The organism is Methanothermobacter sp. DP (assembly GCF_026692625.1).
Lineage (GTDB): Archaea > Methanobacteriota > Methanobacteria > Methanobacteriales > Methanothermobacteraceae > Methanothermobacter > Methanothermobacter marburgensis.
Genome location: NZ_CP113501.1, coordinates 1,142,345 through 1,165,021 on the forward strand (window position 1 = coordinate 1,142,345; position 22,677 = coordinate 1,165,021).

The 22,677-nt window shown below is 46.7% G+C and carries 19 protein-coding genes, 2 tRNA genes and 1 CRISPR repeat array (1 of these 22 running past the window's edge); of the genes, 13 read left to right on the plus strand and 8 right to left on the minus strand.

What is annotated here, in order from left to right; translation table 11 throughout:
* Positions 1-2 precede the first annotated feature (2 nt).
* From OXN82_RS06140 to OXN82_RS06160, 5 genes are all read left to right on the plus strand, one after another.
* Positions 3-2,195: an elongation factor EF-2 gene (locus tag OXN82_RS06140; protein WP_321211034.1), complete on the plus strand. Its 2,193-nt coding sequence runs from the start codon at positions 3-5 to the stop codon at positions 2,193-2,195.
* A 110-nt stretch (positions 2,196-2,305) separates the two neighbouring features.
* Complete coding sequence (gene tuf, locus OXN82_RS06145) at positions 2,306-3,547, plus strand: translation elongation factor EF-1 subunit alpha (RefSeq protein ID WP_321211035.1); 1,242 nt, start codon at positions 2,306-2,308, stop codon at positions 3,545-3,547.
* 35 nt (positions 3,548-3,582) lie between these two features.
* On the plus strand, positions 3,583-3,891 hold the full coding sequence (gene rpsJ, locus OXN82_RS06150; RefSeq protein WP_237779397.1) for a 30S ribosomal protein S10: 309 nt from the start codon (positions 3,583-3,585) through the stop codon (positions 3,889-3,891).
* A gap of 82 nt (positions 3,892-3,973) precedes the next feature.
* Positions 3,974-4,058, plus strand: a tRNA-Ser gene (locus tag OXN82_RS06155).
* 36 nt (positions 4,059-4,094) lie between these two features.
* Positions 4,095-4,179, plus strand: a tRNA-Ser gene (locus OXN82_RS06160).
* A gap of 73 nt (positions 4,180-4,252) precedes the next feature.
* On the opposite strand, the gene mtrA is transcribed toward OXN82_RS06160, so the two are convergent.
* Positions 4,253-4,798, minus strand: a complete 546-nt coding sequence (gene mtrA, locus OXN82_RS06165; protein WP_321211036.1) for a tetrahydromethanopterin S-methyltransferase subunit A — start codon at positions 4,796-4,798, stop codon at positions 4,253-4,255.
* Between the two features lie 142 nt (positions 4,799-4,940).
* Between mtrA and OXN82_RS06170 the strand changes: the two genes are divergently transcribed.
* The 4 genes from OXN82_RS06170 to OXN82_RS06185 all read left to right on the plus strand — a co-directional run bounded on the left by OXN82_RS06170 (position 4,941) and on the right by OXN82_RS06185 (position 7,021).
* Positions 4,941-5,594: a TetR/AcrR family transcriptional regulator gene (locus tag OXN82_RS06170; protein ID WP_147671532.1), complete on the plus strand. Its 654-nt coding sequence runs from the start codon at positions 4,941-4,943 to the stop codon at positions 5,592-5,594.
* 81 nt (positions 5,595-5,675) lie between these two features.
* A complete protein-coding gene (locus tag OXN82_RS06175; protein WP_321211037.1) occupies positions 5,676-6,149 on the plus strand; it encodes a TIGR00288 family NYN domain-containing protein in 474 nt (157 codons plus the stop codon).
* The gene (locus OXN82_RS06180) at positions 6,149-6,595 is read left to right on the plus strand and encodes a universal stress protein (protein WP_321211038.1); all 447 of its coding nucleotides are present in this window, start codon (positions 6,149-6,151) and stop codon (positions 6,593-6,595) included. Before OXN82_RS06175 ends, OXN82_RS06180 begins: the two co-directional genes overlap by 1 nt.
* 18 nt (positions 6,596-6,613) lie before the next feature.
* The gene (locus tag OXN82_RS06185) at positions 6,614-7,021 is read left to right on the plus strand and encodes a transcriptional regulator (protein ID WP_321211039.1); all 408 of its coding nucleotides are present in this window, start codon (positions 6,614-6,616) and stop codon (positions 7,019-7,021) included.
* An 85-nt stretch (positions 7,022-7,106) separates the two neighbouring features.
* Here OXN82_RS06185 and pscS read toward each other — a convergent pair whose 3' ends face one another.
* From pscS to hypD, 6 genes are read right to left on the minus strand one after another with little or no spacing between them, the layout of a single operon-like run.
* On the minus strand, positions 7,107-8,243 hold the full coding sequence (pscS, locus tag OXN82_RS06190; protein ID WP_321211040.1) for an O-phospho-L-seryl-tRNA:Cys-tRNA synthase: 1,137 nt from the start codon (positions 8,241-8,243) through the stop codon (positions 7,107-7,109).
* A gap of 2 nt (positions 8,244-8,245) precedes the next feature.
* A complete protein-coding gene (locus OXN82_RS06195; RefSeq protein WP_321211041.1) occupies positions 8,246-8,755 on the minus strand; it encodes an NTPase in 510 nt (169 codons plus the stop codon).
* A 20-nt stretch (positions 8,756-8,775) separates the two neighbouring features.
* A complete protein-coding gene (locus tag OXN82_RS06200; protein WP_321211042.1) occupies positions 8,776-9,768 on the minus strand; it encodes a radical SAM protein in 993 nt (330 codons plus the stop codon).
* Position 9,769: 1 nt separating this feature from the next.
* Complete coding sequence (locus OXN82_RS06205; RefSeq protein WP_321211043.1) at positions 9,770-11,062, minus strand: TldD/PmbA family protein; 1,293 nt, start codon at positions 11,060-11,062, stop codon at positions 9,770-9,772.
* Entirely contained in the window at positions 11,062-11,733 is a 672-nt protein-coding gene (locus tag OXN82_RS06210; protein ID WP_321211044.1) for a phosphoglycolate phosphatase, read from the minus strand. Before OXN82_RS06210 ends, OXN82_RS06205 begins: the two co-directional genes overlap by 1 nt.
* Positions 11,733-12,788: a hydrogenase formation protein HypD gene (hypD, locus tag OXN82_RS06215; RefSeq protein WP_321211045.1), complete on the minus strand. Its 1,056-nt coding sequence runs from the start codon at positions 12,786-12,788 to the stop codon at positions 11,733-11,735. Before hypD ends, OXN82_RS06210 begins: the two co-directional genes overlap by 1 nt.
* Before the next feature lie 210 nt (positions 12,789-12,998).
* Here hypD and OXN82_RS06220 point away from each other — a divergent pair, with 210 nt between their 5' ends.
* The gene (locus OXN82_RS06220) at positions 12,999-13,286 is read left to right on the plus strand and encodes a hypothetical protein (RefSeq protein WP_321211046.1); all 288 of its coding nucleotides are present in this window, start codon (positions 12,999-13,001) and stop codon (positions 13,284-13,286) included.
* A gap of 75 nt (positions 13,287-13,361) precedes the next feature.
* On the plus strand, positions 13,362-13,610 hold the full coding sequence (locus OXN82_RS06225) for a hypothetical protein (RefSeq protein WP_321211047.1): 249 nt from the start codon (positions 13,362-13,364) through the stop codon (positions 13,608-13,610).
* Between the two features lie 207 nt (positions 13,611-13,817).
* On the opposite strand, the gene OXN82_RS06230 is transcribed toward OXN82_RS06225, so the two are convergent.
* Positions 13,818-18,263: a DUF11 domain-containing protein gene (locus tag OXN82_RS06230; RefSeq protein WP_321211048.1), complete on the minus strand. Its 4,446-nt coding sequence runs from the start codon at positions 18,261-18,263 to the stop codon at positions 13,818-13,820.
* Between the two features lie 230 nt (positions 18,264-18,493).
* Between OXN82_RS06230 and OXN82_RS06235 the strand changes: the two genes are divergently transcribed.
* Together OXN82_RS06235 and OXN82_RS06240 are read left to right on the plus strand one after the other, a co-directional pair.
* Entirely contained in the window at positions 18,494-19,153 is a 660-nt protein-coding gene (locus tag OXN82_RS06235; RefSeq protein ID WP_321211049.1) for a hypothetical protein, read from the plus strand.
* 20 nt (positions 19,154-19,173) lie between these two features.
* Positions 19,174-19,527, plus strand: coding sequence for a hypothetical protein (locus tag OXN82_RS06240; protein ID WP_321211050.1), 354 nt, complete (start codon positions 19,174-19,176; stop codon positions 19,525-19,527).
* Between the two features lie 57 nt (positions 19,528-19,584).
* Positions 19,585-22,677: a CRISPR direct-repeat array (repeat unit 30 nt; unit sequence ATTTCAATCCCATTTTGGTCTGATTTTAAC) (it continues 1,124 nt past the right edge of the window).

Consider the following 22,677-nt stretch of genomic DNA (forward strand, 5'->3'; position numbering starts at 1 on the left):
TAGTGAGCAGACGTGCAAAAATGATTAGCAAGATTAAGGAGCTCATGTACCAGCCAGAATACATCCGTAACATCGGTATAGTGGCACACATCGACCATGGTAAAACAACCCTCTCAGACAACCTCCTGGCTGGTGCAGGGATGATCTCCGCCGAACTGGCCGGGGATCAGCGTTTCCTTGACTTCGATGAACAGGAACAGGCAAGGGGTATCACCATTGACGCGGCAAACGTTTCAATGGTCCACTCCTATGACGGAGAAGAATACCTCATCAACCTCATAGACACCCCGGGTCACGTGGACTTCGGTGGTGACGTTACAAGGGCCATGAGGGCTGTGGACGGTGCCGTTGTTGTCGTATGCGCAGTTGAGGGTATAATGCCCCAGACAGAAACCGTGCTGAGACAGGCCCTCAAGGAAAACGTTAGACCCGTCCTCTTCATCAACAAGGTTGACAGGCTCATAAATGAACTCAAACTGGACGCCAGTGAGCTCCAGGAAAGGTTCATAAAGATCATTGCCAATGCAAACAAACTCATCAAGAACATGGCCCCTGAGGAATTCAGGGACAAATGGCAGGTCCGTGTGGAGGATGGAAGCGTTGCCTTCGGTTCAGCATACCACAACTGGGCCATAAACGTCCCGATAATGCAGGAGACAGGTATAAACTTCAACGACATCTACCAGTACTGTACGGATGACAACCAGAAGGAACTCGCCCAGAAGGTGCCCCTCCACCAGGTGCTCCTGGGAATGGTGGTTGAGCACCTACCAAGCCCTGCCAAGTCCCAGGCATACAGGGTGCCCATCATATGGTCAGGGGACCTTGAGAGCGAGGAAGGGCAGGCCATGCTCAAAACAGACCCCGACGGCCCCCTTGCGGTTATGGTTACAGATGTCAGTATAGACAAACATGCAGGGGAAGTTGCAACCGGACGTGTCTACGGTGGTACAATAGAGAAGGGAAGCGAGGTCTTCCTTGTTGGTTCACACAGCAAGGCACGTGTCCAGCAGGTCGGTGTCTACATGGGACCCGAGAGGGTCAACACCGACAAGGTTCCTGCAGGTAACATAGTCGCAATAACCGGTGCAAAGAACGCCGTTGCAGGTGAAACCATCTGTGACACAGGAAGGAAGATAAAGGCATTCGAGGGCCTCGAACACATATCAGAACCTGTGGTTACAGTTGCGGTTGAGGCCAAGAATACCAAGGACCTTCCAAAACTCATAGAGGTCCTCAGACAGGTTGGTAAGGAGGACCCAACAGTAAGGGTTGAGATCAACGAGGAGACCGGTGAGCACCTCATCTCAGGTATGGGTGAACTCCACCTTGAGATCATAGCCTACAGGATAAACGAGAAGGGTGTTGAGATAGAGACCTCAGAGCCCATAGTGGTGTACAGGGAAACGGTTTCAGGAACCGCGGGCCCGGTTGAGGGTAAATCGCCCAACAAGCACAACAGATTCTACATAGAAATTGAACCCGTCGAAGAATCAGTGATGCAGGCGATACAGGAAGGTAAGATAAAAGAGGGCCGCGTCAAGGGTAAAGAAGCCGCGAAAGACTTCATAGAGGCAGGTATGGAGAAGGAAGAGGCCAGAAGAGTCTGGGACGTCTATGAGAAGAACCTCTTCATCAATATGACCCGTGGTATCCAGTACCTCGACGAGATAAAGGAACTCCTCCTTGATGGTTTCGAAAGCGCAATGGACAACGGCCCCATCGCCAAGGAAAAGGTTATGGGTGTTAAGATAAAGCTCATGGACGCCAAGATCCATGAGGACGCAGTCCACAGGGGTCCGGCCCAGGTTTTACCCGCCATAAGGAAGGGTATATTCGGTGCCATGATGTCTGCCGAGCCCACAGTGCTTGAACCCATACAGAAGGTGTTCATCAACGTGCCCCAGGACTACATGGGAAGCGCAACCCGTGAAATACAGAACAGGCGCGGGCAGATCGTCAACATGACCCAGGAGGGTGACATGGTAACCGTTGAATCCGTGGTGCCTGTGGCAGAGATGTTCGGATTCGCAGGTGATATCAGGTCAGCCACCGAGGGAAGATGTCTCTGGTCAACAGAGAACGCTGGATTCGAGAAACTGCCAAATGAACTGCAGCACACAATAATAAGGGAAGTGAGGACCAGGAAGGGTCTAAGTCCTGAGCCATACAGGGCAGACCACTACCTGGGTTAACCCCATTAAACTTATATAATTAAAAGGAATATAGGAAATTACCTTAGACAAACAACACGTGTAGGTGTTGAATCTAGATCAGGCTAAATCATCACATATGGAGGTATAATATGGCTAAAGAAAAAGAACACATGAACCTGGCGTTTATTGGACACGTAGACCACGGAAAATCCACACTAGTGGGACACCTGCTCCTCCAGGCAGGGGCAATCGCCGAGCAGCAGCTGGCTGACGGTGAGGACAAGTTCAGGTTCGTCATGGACAGACTCTCCGAAGAAAGGGAAAGGGGAGTTACAATCGACCTTGCACACGCAAAATTCGAAACAGACAAGTACGAATTCACCATCGTGGACTGTCCTGGACACCGTGACTTCGTTAAGAACATGATCACAGGTGCATCCCAGGCAGACGCCGCAGTCCTTGTGGTTGCAGTTGACGACGGTGTAATGCCCCAGACCAAGGAGCACGTCTTCCTATCAAGGACACTGGGTATAAACCAGCTCATAGTGGCCATCAACAAGATGGACCTGGTCAACTACGACGAAGAAAAATTCAACGCCCTCAAGGATGAGGTTGCAGCCCTCATCAAAACAGTCGGTTACAAGCCAAGCGACGTTGAATTCATACCACTCTCAGCCTTCGAGGGTGACAACATAACAGCCAAGAGCGACAACACACCATGGTACAAGGGTAAAACACTCGTTGAAGCACTCGACGACCTTGAAGCACCTGAAAAACCTGTGGACCTTCCACTGAGGATACCCATACAGGACGTCTACTCCATCACAGGTGTGGGTACAGTCCCAGTTGGACGTGTGGAGACAGGTGTCCTCAAGAAGGGTGAAAACGTCATATTTGAACCAGCAGGTGTCAGTGGAGAGGTCAAATCCATCGAAATGCACCACGAGATGATCGACCAGGCAGAACCCGGTGACAACATAGGTTTCAACGTAAGGGGTGTCGGTAAAAACGACATCAGAAGGGGAGACGTTGCAGGACACCTGGACAACCCACCAAAGGTTGCCAAGGAGTTCACAGCACAGATCGTCGTTCTCCAGCACCCAGGTGTCATAACAGTCGGTTACACACCTGTATTCCACTGCCACACAGCACAGGTTGCCTGCACATTCCTTGAACTTGTGCAGAAAATGAACCCTGCAACAGGTCAGGTCGAAGAGGAAAACCCAGACTTCCTCAAAACAGGTAACGCTGCTGTCGTGAAGGTCAAACCAACCAAGCCACTGGTCATTGAAAAGATAAAAGACATCCCACACATGGGAAGGTTCGCCATAAGGGACATGGGACAGACAGTGGCTGCTGGAATGTGTATAGACCTTGTACCAGCAAAATAAATCCCATCCCTTCCCTTTTTTAAAGGAGGATTCAGATGCACAAAGCAAGGATTAAACTCACAGGGACAGACCCTGAAAAACTGGCATACGTCTGTGACCAGCTGAAGAAGATCGCTGAGAGGACAGGCGTGGACATGTCAGGCCCAATACCCCTCCCAACCAAGAAACTTGTGGTCCCAACAAGAAAATCACCTGATGGTGAGGGAACCGCAACCTGGGAGAAATGGGAGATGAGGATCCACAAGAGACTTGTGGGTATAGAGGCCGATGAAAGGGCAATGCGTCAGGTCATGAAGGTCAACGTACCTGACAACGTCAGCATAGAAATAGAACTCAAGAGTTAACTGGGGTGCAAACCCCTATAACTAAATTCAGGGACCAAAAACTATATAAATAAGAGTTTATCAATCTCTTTTATCTGATGTTGCCGGGATAGCCTAGCCAGGTAAGGCGCGGGACTTGAGATCCCGTGGAGATTCTCTCCGCCTGGGTTCAAATCCCAGTCCCGGCGCTTAAAAACCTTTTTCTAAAACTAATAACTTATTCTGCCGGGATAGCCTAGCCAGGTAAGGCGCAAGACTGGAAATCTTGTGGAGCCATGCTCCGCCTGGGTTCAAATCCCAGTCCCGGCGTAGAATAAGAATTTAAAATATAGGAGAAAGAGACCGCCATTAGAGTGGCGGTCTGGACCCTTAAAAAAAGTAATCAGGTGTTTTCATCGGGTTTATTTTTATTCAGATCCTCAGAAGGCCTTAAAATGAGGGGCTCCTCATCAATTGCCCCTGAGTCATGCACCACACACTCCCCTATTCTTTCTCTTATTGCAGCGGGATCCTCAACATCTACCATGTCAACAAGTTCCACCTGCCTTCGGAACCTCTCTATGGCCTCATCAGGCATGTTCTCTATGTAGGGGATGGCACCGGTGGCCCCGATTATCCTCCCGGTTTCTCCATCAACCCCATTGCTGTGGAGGGCCTTCATGGTCTGACCAGTGATGTGACCCATGACCTCCGCACCGCATACAAGAAGGAATCTGAGGTTGGGGTTTGCAATTACATTACCAACGACCTTCTCTATTCCAAGGTTCTCTGTGTGCAGTGGACCTGAAATAGCTGCGCCTGCCCTTACAGGCTCATCTTCCATGTGGGACCCGAGGGTGACAACCGCAACCGGACTTTCGGCATCACCAACCACATAGTCCCCAACTATGTGTGGCCAGTCCTCGGGTACCGGTTTCTTGTCAACCATTACAAACACCTCCTTAACCATCAGTTAATTTTTAACTTCTGGTTAAAGTTTAACTTGTAGTTAAAAGTATATAAATCTTCCGGTAAAAGTCTTTTAAAGCTGCAGAACAGATATCCTACAGATACAGAAAAGGTGAATCAAGATGGCCCCGACTTCCAGGAGAGAACGTGAAAGGCAGAAAAGACAGATGCAGATAATAAGGGCTGCTGAGAAGGCATTCTTTGAGAGGGGCTACGACAATGTGACCATGGATGAAATAGCAGAAAAGGCGGAGGTCAACAAGGCACTCCTCTACTACTACTTCAAAAATAAGGAGGCCCTTTTCTTCGCCGTTAACCTCTACGGTGTAAGAATACTCCACAGGATGTACTCAGAATGTTCAAAACTTGAAACAGACGGTTACGGCAAGGTGAAGGCCATGGTAGACGCCCTTTACAGATTCTCAAAGGAACACCCCGACTACTTCAGGATATACTGCTACAGTGGCACAGAAAGATTTGAGATGAGCGAAGGTGAGGATGCAAGGGAGATAGTGGACCTCCGCACTGGGATGTGGCGGCTCATGGTTGAGGCAATCATAGAGGGTATGAAGGACGGCAGCATTCGCAGTGACCTTGACCCGGTTGAGCTATCCATATACATTCATACACTGGCCATAAATTCCCTGAACCTCGACCTCACATCAAGGATGGTTCTTGAGGCCAGAGAAATCGGGAGGGACAGATTCTGGAGGGACCTTGAGATATTCCTTGAATCGGCCCTGAAAAATCAGAAGCCAGAAAGCAGAGAGCCATGAATAGCAGCCACAACATAAATAACTATATAAGGTTTTAGATACAATCTGTATTTAAAGTAACGATAAGATGTGAGGAAAAGAATGAATATGGATGATGAAGTTAACTTCGTGATAATAGATAACAGCCAGGAAGATAAGAAGAATCTTGGACTCCTGGTGGACGGTCCAAACATGCTCAGAAAGGAATTCTGCTCAGACCTTGACTTTGTTAAGAACCTCCTGGTTGACAGGGGAAACCTCAGGGTGGGTAAGGTCCTCCTCAACCAGTACGCCTCAGATAAACTCATCGAGGCAGTTGTAAACCAGGGATTCTCACCCATGATAGTCGCCGGGGACGTGGATGTCCAGCTTGCAGTGGAGGCCTTTGAACTCATACACAACCCCCATATTGATGTGGTTGCACTGATGACACGAAATGCAGATTTCCTCCCCCTAATAAACATAGCAAAGGAGAATGGAAAGGAAACCCTTGTTATAGGTGCAGAGCCCGGGTTCAGCATAGCACTCCAGAACTCGGCAGATGACTCCATAAAACTCATAGGTGAAGGTGTCTGATGGTGTACTGGAGAATACTGATACCCACAGATGGTTCAGATGACGCCAGGAAGGCAACAGAACACGCATTCAGAATTGCAGAGATGAGCGGTGCAGACATCCTCGGGATAAGTGTAGTTGACACATCCTACAGGAAAGTCTGGGATGAAGATATCAGCAGACGCATTGAAAGGATACTCAGAAAACAGTCAGAGAAGGCAATATCCATCCTCAAGGACGAATTTTCATCAATGCAAGAAAATGGTAGAATGAAGGAGTGCAAACTCGATACCCAGATACTTGAGGGCAACCCTGCAGAGGTTATCCTTGAGACAATGGAGGACGAGGATGTGGACCTGGTCGTCATGGGCAGTTCAGGTAAACACGGCCTCGACCGTATAATATCCGGAAGCATAACACGAAAGGTTCTTAAATCTGCAGAAACCCCCATACTGGTCGTTGGTTAAATACATGAAGGTGATTCAATGATAGGAAAAAAGACATTAAGTGATGAGAAACTGGCGCTTATAACCTTCAGCGGACCCCTAAACAAAACCCGTGAACTCATTGAAGAGGTGAGAGACTTCATCTCAACAGAGGACCTTGAAATAGCAGGTGCCCCGGTGGTGATATTCTACACAAGCCCCCTCAAAGATGATGGCCGATATGATGTGGGAATACCTGTAAAGGGCGAATCAGAGGGGGCCGGTGACATTAAAATTGTTACGATCCCCGAACACACCGTCATATTTAAAGAATACACTGAAAATCGAAATGAAGCCTATGAGGAGCTCATAGCTTACGCAGAGGAGAACGAAATTGACATAATAGGGGCTCCACGGGAGATATACCGTGAAAAGATAAGGGAAATACAGTTCCCTGTTATACTATAGGGAATTCCCTGTTTATTGATTCAATTCCTGTTCTTCTTAAGTAAAATGCGGTTCATGATTTAACTGCATTTCCCATGACAAAAATTCAATCCCTGTTTTTTTCGATGATCTCCCTGAAGGAGTCAATGACATACTGAACCTGTCCATCGGTCATCCCATAGACACTGCACTTGAACCATTTGGTCTGACCCCTTCTTATACCCACAATCCTTCTCTTCTTAAGTTCCTCGTAGAGGAAGAAACCCTTCCTGGGATGTGAAGATGCGATATCGTGGAATACAGGGGTTTCAAACCTCACAAGGTCATGTTCCTTGGGCCTCTTACCAATCTGCCTTATACCCCCCATCTCCTCAAGTTCAGAGACAAGTCTCCGGGTTTTTTTAATCTCATCATCCCACCGGGAAACCCTCTCCACAACGTGTGGAAGGGAAGCCATGAGGGTGGCAAGTGGTGCTCCACGTGATGTGCAGCCCAGCATCTCAATCTCCTTCTTCTCATGCCTCCCTGACCTTCTGAGGAGGGTGTCCTCCCATTCAGACCTCATCCCAAGAACACCTATCGGTCCAGAGGCCGCCATGCTCTTGTGCCCGCTTCCAACAACAAAGTCCGCTCCGATCTCTCTGAGCTTAACAGGAAGACGACCCATGGAATAGGCGCAGTTCAGGAGAAGTGGGACACCCATCTTTCTGCATATTCTGGCTATCTCAGCTGCATCGGTGAGGTTACCGTAATTACCATCCACATGTGTTAGAACTGCAAGTTTAACATCAACCCTGTCAGCGGTCTCCTCAAGGACCTCCCTGTAGGCCTCAGGTTTTATCTCATAGTCAGGGTATCCTATTGATGGGACCTCAACAATCTCAAGGTTGTTTCTCTCTGCAGCGAGGTGTGTTGTGTAGTGTGCGTTTCCATCTGCAACGATGGTGTCACCAGCCTCGCAGAGGGCATGCATCACCGCAAATTTACCCTCCCTTGCCCCATGAACCGTCCTGACAGCATCTGCGTCTATGAAATCTGCAAGATCATCAAGGAAACTGTTCACAGCCGGCCTTGTAACCTGGTCCAGTCTTCCAGCGCAGTAATCACAGACACTGTAGCCATCCCCAAATTCATAGAGGGCCTTCCTGGCGGCTGCAGGTAAAACACCACCCCTCTGGAGGGGGTTGAGGTTGAGGTTGTCCCTCTCAAGTGACCTTGTAATACCATAATCAGCACATTCCATAATCAATCACCCAGTAAATCAATGATCCTCCTGTAAACATGATCGCGGCTCTCAGGGTCCACAACAAATACTCTTATGTCACCCCTCTTTCTTATACTTTGAACAAGTTTTCTGTGGACCGCTGCAACCACAGTAACTTCTGAATCCAGCGCCTCATCCACAGCCCTCCTGAAACTCTCACTCTTAAGTTCCATTGGGGCTATCTCATCTATCAGAACACAGTCGTCCTCCTTCAAAGCCCTCATTATCGCCGGAACAGCGATTTCATCAATAACCTCAACGTTCACACCGTACCTTCCAACCCGCGGCCCCCTGCTATCCACCGAGGCAAGAAGACCCCTTCTACCTGATTTTATATCCACAACCTCAAAGCCAACCCTTGATGCGCCCTCCCTCACCTCCGGGGTGAATATGCCACCAGTAGAAAGACCCTCGAGTTCCAGGTGATCCTTTATTCTCTCAATAAGGGTGCTCTTCCCGCTTCCAGGTCTTCCTGTTATTAAAATATTCACCTGGCTCACCTCAACTATCCTCAGATAAGATTTTCAATACCCTCCCTCAGAGCCCATCGCCTCGCCTCTTCAAGTTCATACCTGGATGGATAACGGTTCAGTTCAGGGTACCGTGATGCCCTGTAGAGGGGCCTGTACTGGCCCATGATGTTCATTACGGTGTCTTTTCCAAGGTTATCCGCGACCCATGATATGATGGGTTTTGTGCAGCACTCAAGGTGCCCTGGAATCACCAGGTGCCTTATTATCATATCCTCTCCCCTTATTCTGCGGTGATTTTCTGATACGACCTCAAAGTAGTTCCTTACGCCGGCAAGTTTCAATGCACAGTCACTGTTGCCAAATTTGAAGTCGGTGAGGTAGAGGTCCGCGATACCGCTCAGGAGCCTCATGGATTCCTGTGAGAGGTACATGTTGCTGTTCCACACCACAGGTACGCTGATGGATATCAGCTGGAGGACACGTAGAATGTAGGGTAGTGCAGGGGTCGGGTCTCCCCCAACGAAGTTGACGTTGGCTGAGCCCATCCGCCTCCGCTCCTCTATGAGGGCTGCGAGTCGGTCCTCAGGGATGCTGACACCCACAGATGGGTTCTGTGATATGTCCCAGTTCTGGCAGAAGACACAGTTCATTGTGCAACCCGAGAAGAAGATCGTGTGACTGGGCACCAGCGGTGCCTCCTCACCGTAGTGCAGGAACTCCGATGCAACCCTGGGTGATGTGACACCACATCGTCCAGGTTTCAGCTTACGATCAACACCGCATCTCCAGTGGCAAAGTGAACAGTTCCTGAGCATTCTGTCTCCAATTTCAATTTTCAGATCAAGGAATGATTTCCTGCACTCCCCCGAACACTCAAAGCCCTGCTCTATTCTTTCATGTTCCCGCCAGAGTTCACTGGTCTCTGACTCCCTGCTGAAGGATGCTGGAGTGGCCTTTGCCTCAAGAAATCTTGCATCCTTCCTTCCATCCCTCACATCAAGGTAGTGGCCAAGAGCATCTTTCAGTGACATTTTAACCTGTTACATGGATTCCCTCAACAATGAGGGGTGCTGTTACAAAGTCTCCAATCTGCCTTCTCTCAAGGTCTGTGGATGAGACGGTCTTCATGAGCTCGAATATGTTACCAGAGAGCATTGCCTTCTTCACTGGCGTGAATTCGCCACCATTCACAAGGAAGGCGTTGTTGGCCTCAACCGAGAAGTCACCTGAGATGGGGTTTGCTGTGTGGGCACCCAGCACATCAGTCACGTATATCCCGCTGAAATCATCAACTGGAACCTCATCCCCAAATTCAAGGACGAAGTTTGTGGTTGAAACCAGGGGTATGTCAGAGTAGCTTCGAAGCCCGTTACCTGTACTCTCACATGCCCCCTTAGATGCGGTGTAGATGTTATGTATGTAACCCTCAAGGACTCCATCAGCAACAAGGAGTGTTCTCTGGGATGGCGTGCCCTCCCCATCAAAGGGTGATGAGCCAAGACCACCCCTCAGTGTACCATCATCGTATATGCTCAGTTCAGAGGATGTTATTTCAGTGCCGATCCTATCAGCCAGGATGGATCTCCCCCTCTGAACGTTATCTGCACTGAATGCCGAGGCAAATGTGCCGAGCAACCCTGCAGCTGCATGGTAATCCAGTACAGCTGACATCCTTCCGCTCTCAACATTTTCACCGCCAAGGGAATCCCTCGCTATCCTGCAAGCTCTTCCAGCTATCCATTCAGGGTCTATGTCCATGCTGCATGATGAATCAGACTCATATGCTGTTGTCCTGGACCCATTTTTCTCGGCATTCACCGATATGTATGCTGAGAATCCTGTTGACCTTGATGAAGCCTCAACACCCTCCGAGTTCAGGATGAATGTTTCAACCATGGATGCTGAAAACCCTCCGCTTGTTGGTCTGCAGCCCTCATCAAGTGTTTTATCAACCATGACCTCTGCGATGCTGGCAGATTCCCCAACGTCCAGTTCCAGGAATGATGCGTCAAAGATATCCTTCACGGTGGGGTAGCTGGCCGGCTCTGAGAACCCAAAATTTTCATCTGGATCGGCAAGCCTGAGATTCTCTGTGGCCATTTTAACGGCTCGCTGGAGATTCGATGGATCTGAAGTGTATGCAAAGCCCATCCTACCCCCCTTAAGTACCCTTATACCGACACCTGTCATGGATTCTATCTTACCAAAGTCTATGATGTCCCTCTGAACCTGCACCTCAACTGCATGTTCCCTTTCAATGTAGACCTCAGCCATCTCAGAGTTCCTTAAGGCCAGCTTTAGGGCCTTTTCAGCGAAATCAAACATCAGATATCCACCCCGGCAAATTTATGGATAGCCTCCCTAACTCCATCACCATATTTCCCTGCAGTCACATAATCTGCCATTTCCCTGAGCTCAGGGGCTGCATTGGCAACGGCCACACTGAGGCCCGCTCTTTCAAGGAATTCAATATCGTTCTCACTGTCCCCTATTGCCATGACATCAGACATTTCAATCCCCATAGACTCTGCCACAAGTTTCAGGGAAGAGCCCTTATTTACCTTGGGGTCTGTAAGGTGCACTGCAAAGCCCGTGTCATAGACCTCCACATCAAATCCCTCAAGGGCCTCCCTGATGGCCTGAACAGGGATGTCCCTGGTGATTGCAACCTCAGATAACCTGAGATCAGAGAACTGGACCTTACTAACAGGGTAAATCTCTCTAAGGTGATTGTAGGCGGTTTCTGCCTTTTCGATGTCACCCAGGACCCTTATATCCCCATTAGAGTATATCACGCCACCATTTTCAGCCACAACACCACCACTTGTCCCTATAAGGACGGATGTTGCCATTGCAAAGCACAGGACATTCCCTGTCACGATTATGACAGGGATTCCTTTTCTTTCAGCGCCCCTGAGGGCCCTGAGAGCACTGATGCACAGTTTTCTGGAGCTGTCGGTTATTGTGCCATCTATGTCAACTGCAATGGCCCTCATCACTGCACCCTGAATGAACTGTAGCGGTAGGCTATGTTGCAGGTTCCCTCCCTTGAAACCATACAGGCCCCCACAGGGTTCGTGGGTGTGCACTGGGTCTTAAAGAGTGAGCATTCCTCTGGCCTTGCAACACCCCTCAGTATTGCGCCGCATATGCAGCCAGTTGGCACCTCAACGGCGTCAGCAACATCAATATCGAATTTTTCCCTTGCATTGAACTCTGAAAATTCATCCCTGATCTCATATACAGATTCAGGTATGACCGGGAATCCCCTCCACTCCCTCTCAGTTATGCGGAAAACCTCATCCATCGCCTCCTGGGCCTTTATGTTACCCTCAGGTTTCACTGCCCTCTTATATTCATTCTCAACCTTTGCCTCGCCCCTTTCGATCTGCCGGAGTATCATGTACACTGCCATTAGTATGTCAAGGGGGTTAAATCCTGCTATGACCTGCGGTATTCCGTAGTCCCTTGAGAAGGGCTCATAGGGTTTCATGCCGATTATGGTTGATACATGGCCCGGCTCTATGAGGGCATTGAGGTTAACCTCACCTGATTCTATGAGGAATTTGAGTGCCGGAGGTATCAGCCTGTGGCAGGATAGGACTGAAAAGTTCTCTGGTGGGCCTGATAGTATCTCCGATGCTGTTGTTGGTGCGGTGGTCTCAAAGCCTGCTGCCATGAAGACCACCTCCCTGTCAAGTTTTCTTGCTATATCCACGGCATTTCCCACTCCGTAGACTATTCTGACATCGGCGCCCTCGGCCCTGGCATCAGCAAGCGACCCCTCCGAACCAGGGACGCGGAGCATGTCACCGAATGTTGTGATTGTAACGCCCTGCCTTGCAAGTTCGATGCACTCGTCTATCTCCCGGGCAGGTACGCAGCAGACAGGGCACCCCGGCCCGGCCACCACCTCAACCTCATCCGGGAGTAGTGATCTTACTCCATGCTGCATTATAGTGTGTTCATGTGAACCGCAGACGTGCATTATCTTAACAGGACGTGATATCTCATGTATCCTTGAAACCAGTTCCCTTGAAAGATTCTTCATAGGCTACCACCAAATTACAGTTAAGGTCTATTTATCATGATCCATATATATAACTGGCAGTGGATTTATTAAGCACGGGGATTAATCATGACATCCATCATCCTAATATTAATCTTCTGCGCCTCACTGATCGGTGTTATAAGATCAGCGGACATCTTTGTGGACAGGATCGTAATATCGGGAGGGCACTTGGAATATCCCAGATAATACTTGGAGTTTGTAGCTACAGGGACATCTCTCCCGGAATTCGAGTCCGCCATGATCTCTGTCCTTACAGGTAGCCCTGAACTCGGTGTGGGCGTGGTGATAGGTTCAAACATATGGAACATTGCAGGTATCATAGGAATATCTGCCATTCTCTCCTGTGCTGTTACAACAAACAGGGATGAGATCCAGAGGGATGGACTATTCGGGCTTCTCAGCATCCTGATACTTTCATCTTTCATGCCCATGGGACCCCCTCGGCCCGCTTACAGTGCCGTTCTCCTCAGCATCTAGGTGTTTACCTTTTAATTCTTATAAAGAAGCAGAGGAAATATTACACGAGCCACCTCATAGAGGTGGTGATGCTGGATGGAAGACCATTGTAACTGCAGTTTTAAGTTTCGCCGCCTTGTGGTGTTCTGCAGGGTACTGATTTACAGCGCAGTTGAAATTGCCGTTGTTCTCCATATTCCTGAGATGATAGTCGGCCTTTTTGCCCTTGCCATCGGGACAAGCCTTGCTGAACTTGTTGTCGCCGTTAACTCCGCAAGGAAGCATATGTGCAGCCTCTCACTGGGCACGGTACTGGGGACTAACATATTCAATATCCTAGGCTAGTTTCCATCTTTATTCGTTAGAATACCGGTCGAGGCCCTCTCAATTGTGCTTGATGCCCCAATTTTGATAGTTTTGACAGTTATTGTAATTGTACTTCATGTGGACGGATATGGAGCTTAGAAGAGGGAAGAGTCGTGCTTCATAACATAATTTATGCGCTTAAGAATAGCAATCACTTGAATAAATAAAAAAATAAAAGGAAAGGGTTTATTTTCTCCTGGATATCGCTGAACCTGCTGCCACAAGAAGCATTCCTGCAACAAGTGCAGTTAAAGGTGCTCCTGTTGGCTTCATCGGTACAGGTCTAGGTCCTGGTGATGGTCCCGGAGATGGGCCTGGACCTGGTGATGGTTCAACATCGATCTCGACATCTGTGGTGTTGTTGCCCCCGCTTGAACCTGAGCTCACGGTTGCAACGTTCACGAATGTGCCGCGCCTTATGAGCTGGACCACGATGTCGAGGACTGCGCTTGAGCCTGCTGGGAGGTCGCCTACCATCCAGACACCACTTGCAGGGTTGTATGACCCCATGGTGGCGTTGGAGGATATGTACCTCATGGCATCTGGCAGCTTGTCGGTAACCATTGTGTTGAGTGCTGTGTCGGGTCCATTGTTGGTTACTGTTATGGTGAACCTTACGTTCTGACCAACGCGCACAGCCCTTCTATCCACTGTCTTGTTAATGGTGAGCTCTGCCCTTGGGTTAACAGTTACAGTGGCATTGGCACTTGTATCCGGATTCGGGTTGTAGGTATCCGCCACTACATCCGCAATGTTAACCAGAGTGGTGTTACTAACAGCAACCCTCGCAACAACTTCAAGCGTTGCAACAGCATCCTTAACCACTGAACCCACAATCCAGGCACCAGTCACACTGTCATAAGTACCCTGACTAGCAACATGGCTCAGATACACAAGACCCACTGGAAGCAGATCCGTAACAACAACACCAGCCGCAGTATCAGGACCATCATTCCTCACTGAAACCGTGAACCTCACAGTATCAGTGAAGTTAGCAACAGTCGCATTGACCACCTTATCAATCACCAGATAAGCAGCCGCAGGTACCCTAACCGTAACCTCAGCAGTATTGTTCTCAGGGTAAGGATCAAACTCTTCACCCACAGCAATAACCCTGTTTATAACATCACCAGTCCTATTCACAAGAACAGTGAAGTTCAGAGTCGCTGATGAACCAGGCAGAAGATCCCCAACTATCCATATGCATGCAAGTGGGTAGCATACTCCCTGTGATATCGCATGAGACACGTAGACAAGTCCTGCAGGTAGGCTCTCTGTTAAAGTGATTCCTGTTGCATTATCAGGTCCATTGTTCATGACAGTCACATAGAAGGTTATCAGATCACCGAAATTCGGTGTGCTATTACTAACCGTCTTAGTGACCGCAACATCCGCAGATGGTTTCACAGTGAGTACAGCTGTGGCATTGTTGTTTGAAATATCTGGATCGTACTGGTCGTCGGCTGATGCATTCACATAGTTGGTGAAGATACCAGCAGCATTTGCAAGTACCTCAAGTACTAGGGTTGCTGATGAGCCATTTGCGAGGTTGCCCACGGTCCATACGCCACCAGCGAAGGTTCCCTGTGATGCTTCTGAACTCAGGATTGTGAGTGCTGCCGGTAGTATATCAGTTACTGCAACCCCTGTTGCATCGTTTGGTCCGTTATTTGTAACGGTAACAGTGAAGTTGGTGCGCTGCCCATTGTTGATAGGTGTTAAAAGGACCGTCTTCTGAACCGCGATGTCTGCAAGTGGACGTCCGTTAATTACAGCTGCTGCGTAGTTGTTGGTCATGTCAGGATCATATTCTGTTGCTGTTACTGAGACTGTGTTTATGAGTTCGCCTGTTGCGTCAACAAGGGCCGTCAGGTTGAGTGTCTCTGAGGCGCCAGGTGCAAGTGAATCAACAGTCCAGACATAGAACTCTGGGAAGTAAACCCCTGCAGATGCCACATGGGACTGGTAGATAAGGCCTGCTGGCAGTCCATCAACTGTCCTCACAACTGTGGCGGTGTCTGGTCCGAGGTTCGTTACCGTGATGTAGAACACAATAGTTTCGCCAAAGTCCGGTGTGGTATCACTCACGGTTTTGGTTATCTTAACATCCGCTGATGGCCTCACATCGACTGTCACTGCATCAACGTTGTCCTGTGGCATTGGGTCGGGCAGTTCTGATGATACATTGACTATGTTTGTCTGGAATCCTGCCTGGGTTGCCCTCACAAAGAGTGTGAGTGTTGCCTGGAATAGGGCTGGAAGTGATCCCACATTCCATGTACGGGTTGCCTCACTGAAGGTTCCCTGGGTAACCGTGTATGATATGATGGATAAACCTGCCGGGAGAAGATCCGTTACAACCACATTTGATGGCGTATCGGGTCCTGCGTTCCTCACGGTTACTGTGAAGGTTGCTGTTTCCCCGTTGTTTATAACGGGTCTGTCGACGGTCTTCTGGATGCTGAGGTCGGCTGATACCGCATTAAGGACTGATATGGCATTATTGTTGGTCCTGTCCGGGTCGTATTCATTACCGGTCACTGATACCGTGTTATTTGAATCTCCCGTAGTGTTAACAAAGACCGTGAGGTTCATCAGGGCTGATGCGGCATAGTTCAGTGTTCCTATGGTCCATACCCCTGTTAATGGGTTATATGAACCCTGTGTAACCGTGTGGGTGAGGTAGACGAGTCCCGGTGACAGTATATCAGTCACATTGACTCCCGTAGCCGTGCTTGGACCCAGATTTGTGACTGCAACTATGAAGGTCACATTGGATCCAAAGTTGGGCCTTGGGTTATCCACGTTCTTTATGATGCGGAGATCCGCCACGGGAATTCCACGCACATCCCGTGTCACGTTGTTGTTGTCAGGGTTCGGGTCAAAGTTCGGTGATGTTACATTTGCAAAGTTTGTTAAGATGCCTGTAGCGTTGACCTTCGCGAGTATGGTGAGTGTTGCCACCTCAAGGTAGTTGAGTGTCCCCAAGTACCATGTTCCCATGGTATAGACGCCCTTGGATGGTGTTGCACTGATCAGTATGAGACCAGCGGGTAGAATCTCCTCCACCACAACTCCCGGTGCATTATCAGGGCCCCTGTTGCTCACTGTGATCGTGTACTGGATTGTCTCACCCACATGGGGTTCAGAATTGCTCACGGACTTGTCTATGGTGAGGTCTGATGCTGGTGGAGAATTCAGTGTTACTGATGCATAGTTGTTTGCCATGTTGGGGTCAAACACATCACCAGTCACGTTGGCATTGTTAATTAGGGTTCCCGTTGCTTCAACCATGGCTGTGATATTGAGTGTCACCGTTTCAAAGTAGCTGAGGTTTCCTATGGTCCATATGCCGGTGTTATTATCGTAGGTCCCCTTGGATGCCGTCACTGATACGAACTGGAGCCCCGCTGGAAGTTTGTCAACCACATAAACCCCTGTACCATTGTTGGGTCCGTAATTTACAACCGTCAGCGTGAAATTAACCGTTTCCCCAATGTTGGGTGCTGCATTGTCAACAGCCTTTGCTATGGCAAGGTCTGCCTTCTCAACAGCCTTTATGGTTATGTTCTCACCAAAGTCTGAGTTGTAGTGGTAACTTGAACCGCTCCTGTCTGTTATAAGGCCAAAGAGTCTTGTTACGCCAGCGCCGGTCACGTTGAAGAGCCAGACTGACACAAAGTTAGTCTGACCTGGTGAGTCAAGGCGCACATTGTTGCTGGTGTTGGGCCCATATGTTATCGTTACATTCAGCGGCTGAAGAATAGCAGGGTTGTAGTTTGTAAGTGGAAGGTTAACGACATCATAGTTGGCTGAAGCCGTCGTTGATACAACGGTAACAGCGATCACATCCCCTATGGCTGGTGTGGGATTGCTCACGGTTATGGAGACCAAATCGTTACGGTTCTGTGATACAAGTTTCTCAACGTATAGTGTGCCACTTATCGTGTCTGCTGACCCAGTGTTGGTGCCCCCAACCGTTACTGTGTAGCCTCTTGATTGTAGATACGCGGCGGTATTTCTCGAAACCTCCACGAGGTAGAATACATCCACAGTGGCACCTGGAGCTATGTCCCCAAGATATTTGTTTGGGGTCTCATTTGTCGCAAGGTAGATGTATGGACTGGTTGGTGCAACGAAGGTTAAATTTGCTGTCACATTGTTTGCGGTTGTTAGTGCATTGTTCTTAACCCTGATCTGGATCAGGTACTGGTTTGGCCCAACATTCACATTGTTGTGGTCAAGTCCAAGGGTATCCCATGAACCCTTGGTCAGCTGCAGTGTACCGAGTCTGAAGTCAGCTGTGGCCCTACCTGATTCATCAAGGGTCACAGTCTTTGATGGTATCACATGCCCGGGAGCAACCGCTGATACCACAAATGTCCTATCAGGTGACTGAAGACTGACAGAGTATCTCCCATCAGGACCTGTTACACCTGAAGCAAGATTAGAACCATTCATGGACGCCACATTTATAACTGCACCCTCAAATGGTTCGGTACTGTTACAGTATGTCACCGTACCGGTGATAACTGAATTCGAGTCGGTCTGGTTGTCAGTGTCTGCAGCGCTTGCAGTTCCAACTGCAACCATTAGAAGAAGAATTGATAGTGTCAGTGTAAATTTTCTCATTTTTCACCCCCCTTTATTTTTTTTTACACAAACTCTCTTATGTAAGCCATTGTATTTATAATGTTCTAAATGATTTCAGTATTACATGAAAATCCTTAAAGTATGGCTTCAAGGCGTAACTGAAGAAAAATTGGCGAAAAGCTCGTATTTTGATGTCACGATATATATGGCCACGTCAAAATCCGACGATTTTGCATGAATACTTATATAATAAAAGTGAACACATATTTATGAAATCTGTACTTCTCCTTGGAAGGGGGCTCTCAGAGTACACCGACATGTTCAACCTTAAGTGTGATGAACTTGAAGGGAAGAGGATACTTGACTGTGCCGGAGGTGTGAGTTCCTTCAGGAGCGAAATGAAGGGAAGGGGTTTTGATGTAACTGCAGTTGACCCGATCTACAGTAGAAAACCAGATGAACTCGAAGCCCTGGCAGAAGAGAGTTTCAAGAGGCACAGAAAATTTCATGGTGATTTCCTCAGTGGAATTAAGGTTAAGGGCGTGCCACTTGAAGATTACAGGAGGGCCGTGTTCAGGGAGTTCCTGAGTGACTACAGGAAATACCCTGCAGGTTACATTGCCGGGGAGCTGCCACATCTACCATTCAGTGCCCTGCAGTTTGATCTTGTCCTCTCTGCAAATCTTCTCTTCCTCTATGAGGAGAAACTGAGTTACAGGTTCCATGTTGAGGCTGTGCGTGAGATGCTGAGGGTGGGAAGAGAGGTGAGAATATTTCCGGTTACCAACATTCACAGGAGAAGGAGGTCCATATACCTTCAGGGGATAATGGAGGAATTTGCTGATCATGAAATATTTATCCAGCGCGTCCCATATCATGAGGAGACCGGCTGTAATGAAATGTTGATTATAAAATCAATTGATAGTTGATGATTATGGGAGGTGTTTCTGTGAGAAGAGTTACCATCGCTGCTTTAATTGTGGCGATTGTTTTTGTCGGGTCTGTGGCCTTCAGTGAATCTTCCTATGGCCTTATATCTCCCTCAAAGGCCATTAAGGTTGTTAAAAAATCCGTTCCCGGGGATTACAGTAAGTTAAAGTTGAAGGCGAAACTGATAAAGAAGCCCCCAAAGTACATCTCAGGTTTTAATACGAGGGGGAAGATTGTCCGCCTTAGAATTAAGAGGCCTGTCTACCATGTCCTGGTGTATGACTGGAATCCCTCCAGTTCCACCTACAAAATGGTGATTGGTGAGGCATGGGTTGACGCTGTAGGTGGAAGGTTTCTGTGTGGGGCCGGATGAGCCCCCATTTTTTATTCGTTATAGCTATATATAACGAAATATGTCAAATTATCCATTATTTCAATCCCATTTTGGTCTGATTTTAACTAGAAAGCGTTTTAGTTGTACCTAAAAATTTTTTATGATTTCAATCCCATTTTGGTCTGATTTTAACTATATTTATGTACATATTTTGCATTAACATGTACATTTCAATCCCATTTTGGTCTGATTTTAACAACATACTAAAATATTGTTGAAGGAGGATTAAAAAAAATTTCAATCCCATTTTGGTCTGATTTTAACGAAGGGGTTGGGGAAATTGTTCGGGCCCCCGATAATAATTTCAATCCCATTTTGGTCTGATTTTAACGAGGGGGATGATTGGAGCGTAGACTTGGGTTGGAGCCATTTCAATCCCATTTTGGTCTGATTTTAACTGATCAATACTTTATCATCCTTATATGTAACATAGTTATTTCAATCCCATTTTGGTCTGATTTTAACCAAAAGCATTATTCATAAATATGATGATTTTTTAACATTTCAATCCCATTTTGGTCTGATTTTAACACACGGCAGACCACATTGACAACGTCACCCTGATAGGCCCTATTTCAATCCCATTTTGGTCTGATTTTAACACTGAAACATAGTCAGAGAGTTCACCTGTCCTGTTAACAATTTCAATCCCATTTTGGTCTGATTTTAACCCTCCCACAGCCAATCCACACATTCAAAATAGATGATTTCAATCCCATTTTGGTCTGATTTTAACTCAGCGGCTTCGATCGCGAGGAGAACGGCGTAATATTTCAATCCCATTTTGGTCTGATTTTAACCAAGGCTCTCCAGGAGGTGGGGAACCTTGACATATTTCAATCCCATTTTGGTCTGATTTTAACTGGGACGATATGGGATTATGTATCCGCAACCCAGACATTTCAATCCCATTTTGGTCTGATTTTAACACCTCGACCCCCTATTGGGGGAGATCTATTTTATGAATTTCAATCCCATTTTGGTCTGATTTTAACTATATATGAGACTTGACATGGTGGCATACGTATCAATTTCAATCCCATTTTGGTCTGATTTTAACTATACTTCATATAACATAACAAGATATACAAAACTAATTTCAATCCCATTTTGGTCTGATTTTAACCAGACCGGAATACCGCGACGAATATATAATAATACAGATTTCAATCCCATTTTGGTCTGATTTTAACGATCGATGTGGATAGGACATTGCATGATATGAAACATATTTCAATCCCATTTTGGTCTGATTTTAACTCATATATCTCTATCTTCATTCCTAATCACCTCGTTATTTCAATCCCATTTTGGTCTGATTTTAACGGAATTGGTTGGCAAAAGAAAAAAGGTGGTTAAAGATTTCAATCCCATTTTGGTCTGATTTTAACCAAAATTATCATACGAGAAGTACTCAGTGATAAGACTATTTCAATCCCATTTTGGTCTGATTTTAACCCCCCTCGAGCCCTGGACATAGTCCCCCTCGAGCCCATTTCAATCCCATTTTGGTCTGATTTTAACTCTTAATATGTTTCGATAAAAAAGAGAAGCAATATCATTTCAATCCCATTTTGGTCTGATTTTAACGAGATAAATGAAAAAAAAAGATATAAAAACAGAAAAAAAATTTCAATCCCATTTTGGTCTGATTTTAACTTGCTAACACCACGTATTCTGAGTTGATGGATTACCATTTCAATCCCATTTTGGTCTGATTTTAACCTACAGTATTCCCAAAACCAATAAAAAATAAAAATAATTTCAATCCCATTTTGGTCTGATTTTAACGAAATACAGGGGCCGGTTCGAGGAGATCCTGGAATCATTTCAATCCCATTTTGGTCTGATTTTAACTCTAAGCCAGCTATATCCACATCTGAACCCAGATAAATTTCAATCCCATTTTGGTCTGATTTTAACACAATGAGCTGGAGAACATACAGATGCGACTTGAACATTTCAATCCCATTTTGGTCTGATTTTAACTATTGATATAGCGAGTTGTGATGAAGATTATGAAGAATTTCAATCCCATTTTGGTCTGATTTTAACTGTCTAATATCTCTTCGATTAGCTCTGATTTATTCATGATTTCAATCCCATTTTGGTCTGATTTTAACCTTTTGGATACTTATAATCGGTTTTTGGCGATAACGATTTCAATCCCATTTTGGTCTGATTTTAACTATAAGGAGATCTGTGATGCCCTCGGAGTAAGCCTATTTCAATCCCATTTTGGTCTGATTTTAACGAGAAAAATACAATATGCTTTAATGAAGTTAGAAGATATTTCAATCCCATTTTGGTCTGATTTTAACTTAGCCGGCAATTATTAGATGTCGGCATAATAACTAATTTCAATCCCATTTTGGTCTGATTTTAACCTAATCACATCATCTGCAATACTTTCTAAGTATCGCATTTCAATCCCATTTTGGTCTGATTTTAACCCTGGTGTGGATGTGGATGAGGTCCTCTCTGAGTTGATTTCAATCCCATTTTGGTCTGATTTTAACTCAGCACAACAATAGCCGCCCTCGCCAACCTTGAGGATAATTTCAATCCCATTTTGGTCTGATTTTAACTTGTGGTTTCCTCGGTGTAACCCAACAGACTCCACCCCCATTTCAATCCCATTTTGGTCTGATTTTAACATATAAAAAATGCAGGGTACAGTGTTGATCAGTTGAATTTCAATCCCATTTTGGTCTGATTTTAACACATACACCATATGTATCTACCTCCAATGTTCTTACATTTCAATCCCATTTTGGTCTGATTTTAACTTTTATTATTCTCTATCAGATTCATTCCGTGCCCCCATTTCAATCCCATTTTGGTCTGATTTTAACGAAAAGAAAGATAAAAAATAAATAAAAAAAGGAAATAAAATTTCAATCCCATTTTGGTCTGATTTTAACCTGGTCATTGCGGAGGCTCTGGAAGAAGAGATATTTATTTCAATCCCATTTTGGTCTGATTTTAACAACAATATCCACACCACACACCACGAAAAAATTGATTTCAATCCCATTTTGGTCTGATTTTAACATAAAACCGATTACGAGCTTTTAGACGCTTATAATATTTCAATCCCATTTTGGTCTGATTTTAACGATACTTCAT

Coding starts and splice junctions, on each gene's coding strand:
- tuf (WP_321211035.1), top strand. CDS start 2,306: ATGGCTAAAGAAAAAGAACACATGAACCTGGCGTTTATTGGACACGTA.
- rpsJ (WP_237779397.1), top strand. CDS start 3,583: ATGCACAAAGCAAGGATTAAACTCACAGGGACAGACCCTGAAAAACTG.
- mtrA (WP_321211036.1), bottom strand. CDS start 4,798: ATGGTTGACAAGAAACCGGTACCCGAGGACTGGCCACACATAGTTGGG.
- OXN82_RS06170 (WP_147671532.1), top strand. CDS start 4,941: ATGGCCCCGACTTCCAGGAGAGAACGTGAAAGGCAGAAAAGACAGATG.
- OXN82_RS06175 (WP_321211037.1), top strand. CDS start 5,676: ATGAATATGGATGATGAAGTTAACTTCGTGATAATAGATAACAGCCAG.
- OXN82_RS06180 (WP_321211038.1), top strand. CDS start 6,149: ATGGTGTACTGGAGAATACTGATACCCACAGATGGTTCAGATGACGCC.
- OXN82_RS06185 (WP_321211039.1), top strand. CDS start 6,614: ATGATAGGAAAAAAGACATTAAGTGATGAGAAACTGGCGCTTATAACC.
- pscS (WP_321211040.1), bottom strand. CDS start 8,243: ATGGAATGTGCTGATTATGGTATTACAAGGTCACTTGAGAGGGACAAC.
- OXN82_RS06200 (WP_321211042.1), bottom strand. CDS start 9,768: ATGTCACTGAAAGATGCTCTTGGCCACTACCTTGATGTGAGGGATGGA.
- OXN82_RS06205 (WP_321211043.1), bottom strand. CDS start 11,062: ATGTTTGATTTCGCTGAAAAGGCCCTAAAGCTGGCCTTAAGGAACTCT.
- OXN82_RS06210 (WP_321211044.1), bottom strand. CDS start 11,733: ATGAGGGCCATTGCAGTTGACATAGATGGCACAATAACCGACAGCTCC.
- hypD (WP_321211045.1), bottom strand. CDS start 12,788: ATGAAGAATCTTTCAAGGGAACTGGTTTCAAGGATACATGAGATATCA.
- OXN82_RS06225 (WP_321211047.1), top strand. CDS start 13,362: ATGGAAGACCATTGTAACTGCAGTTTTAAGTTTCGCCGCCTTGTGGTG.
- OXN82_RS06230 (WP_321211048.1), bottom strand. CDS start 18,263: ATGAGAAAATTTACACTGACACTATCAATTCTTCTTCTAATGGTTGCA.
- OXN82_RS06235 (WP_321211049.1), top strand. CDS start 18,494: ATGAAATCTGTACTTCTCCTTGGAAGGGGGCTCTCAGAGTACACCGAC.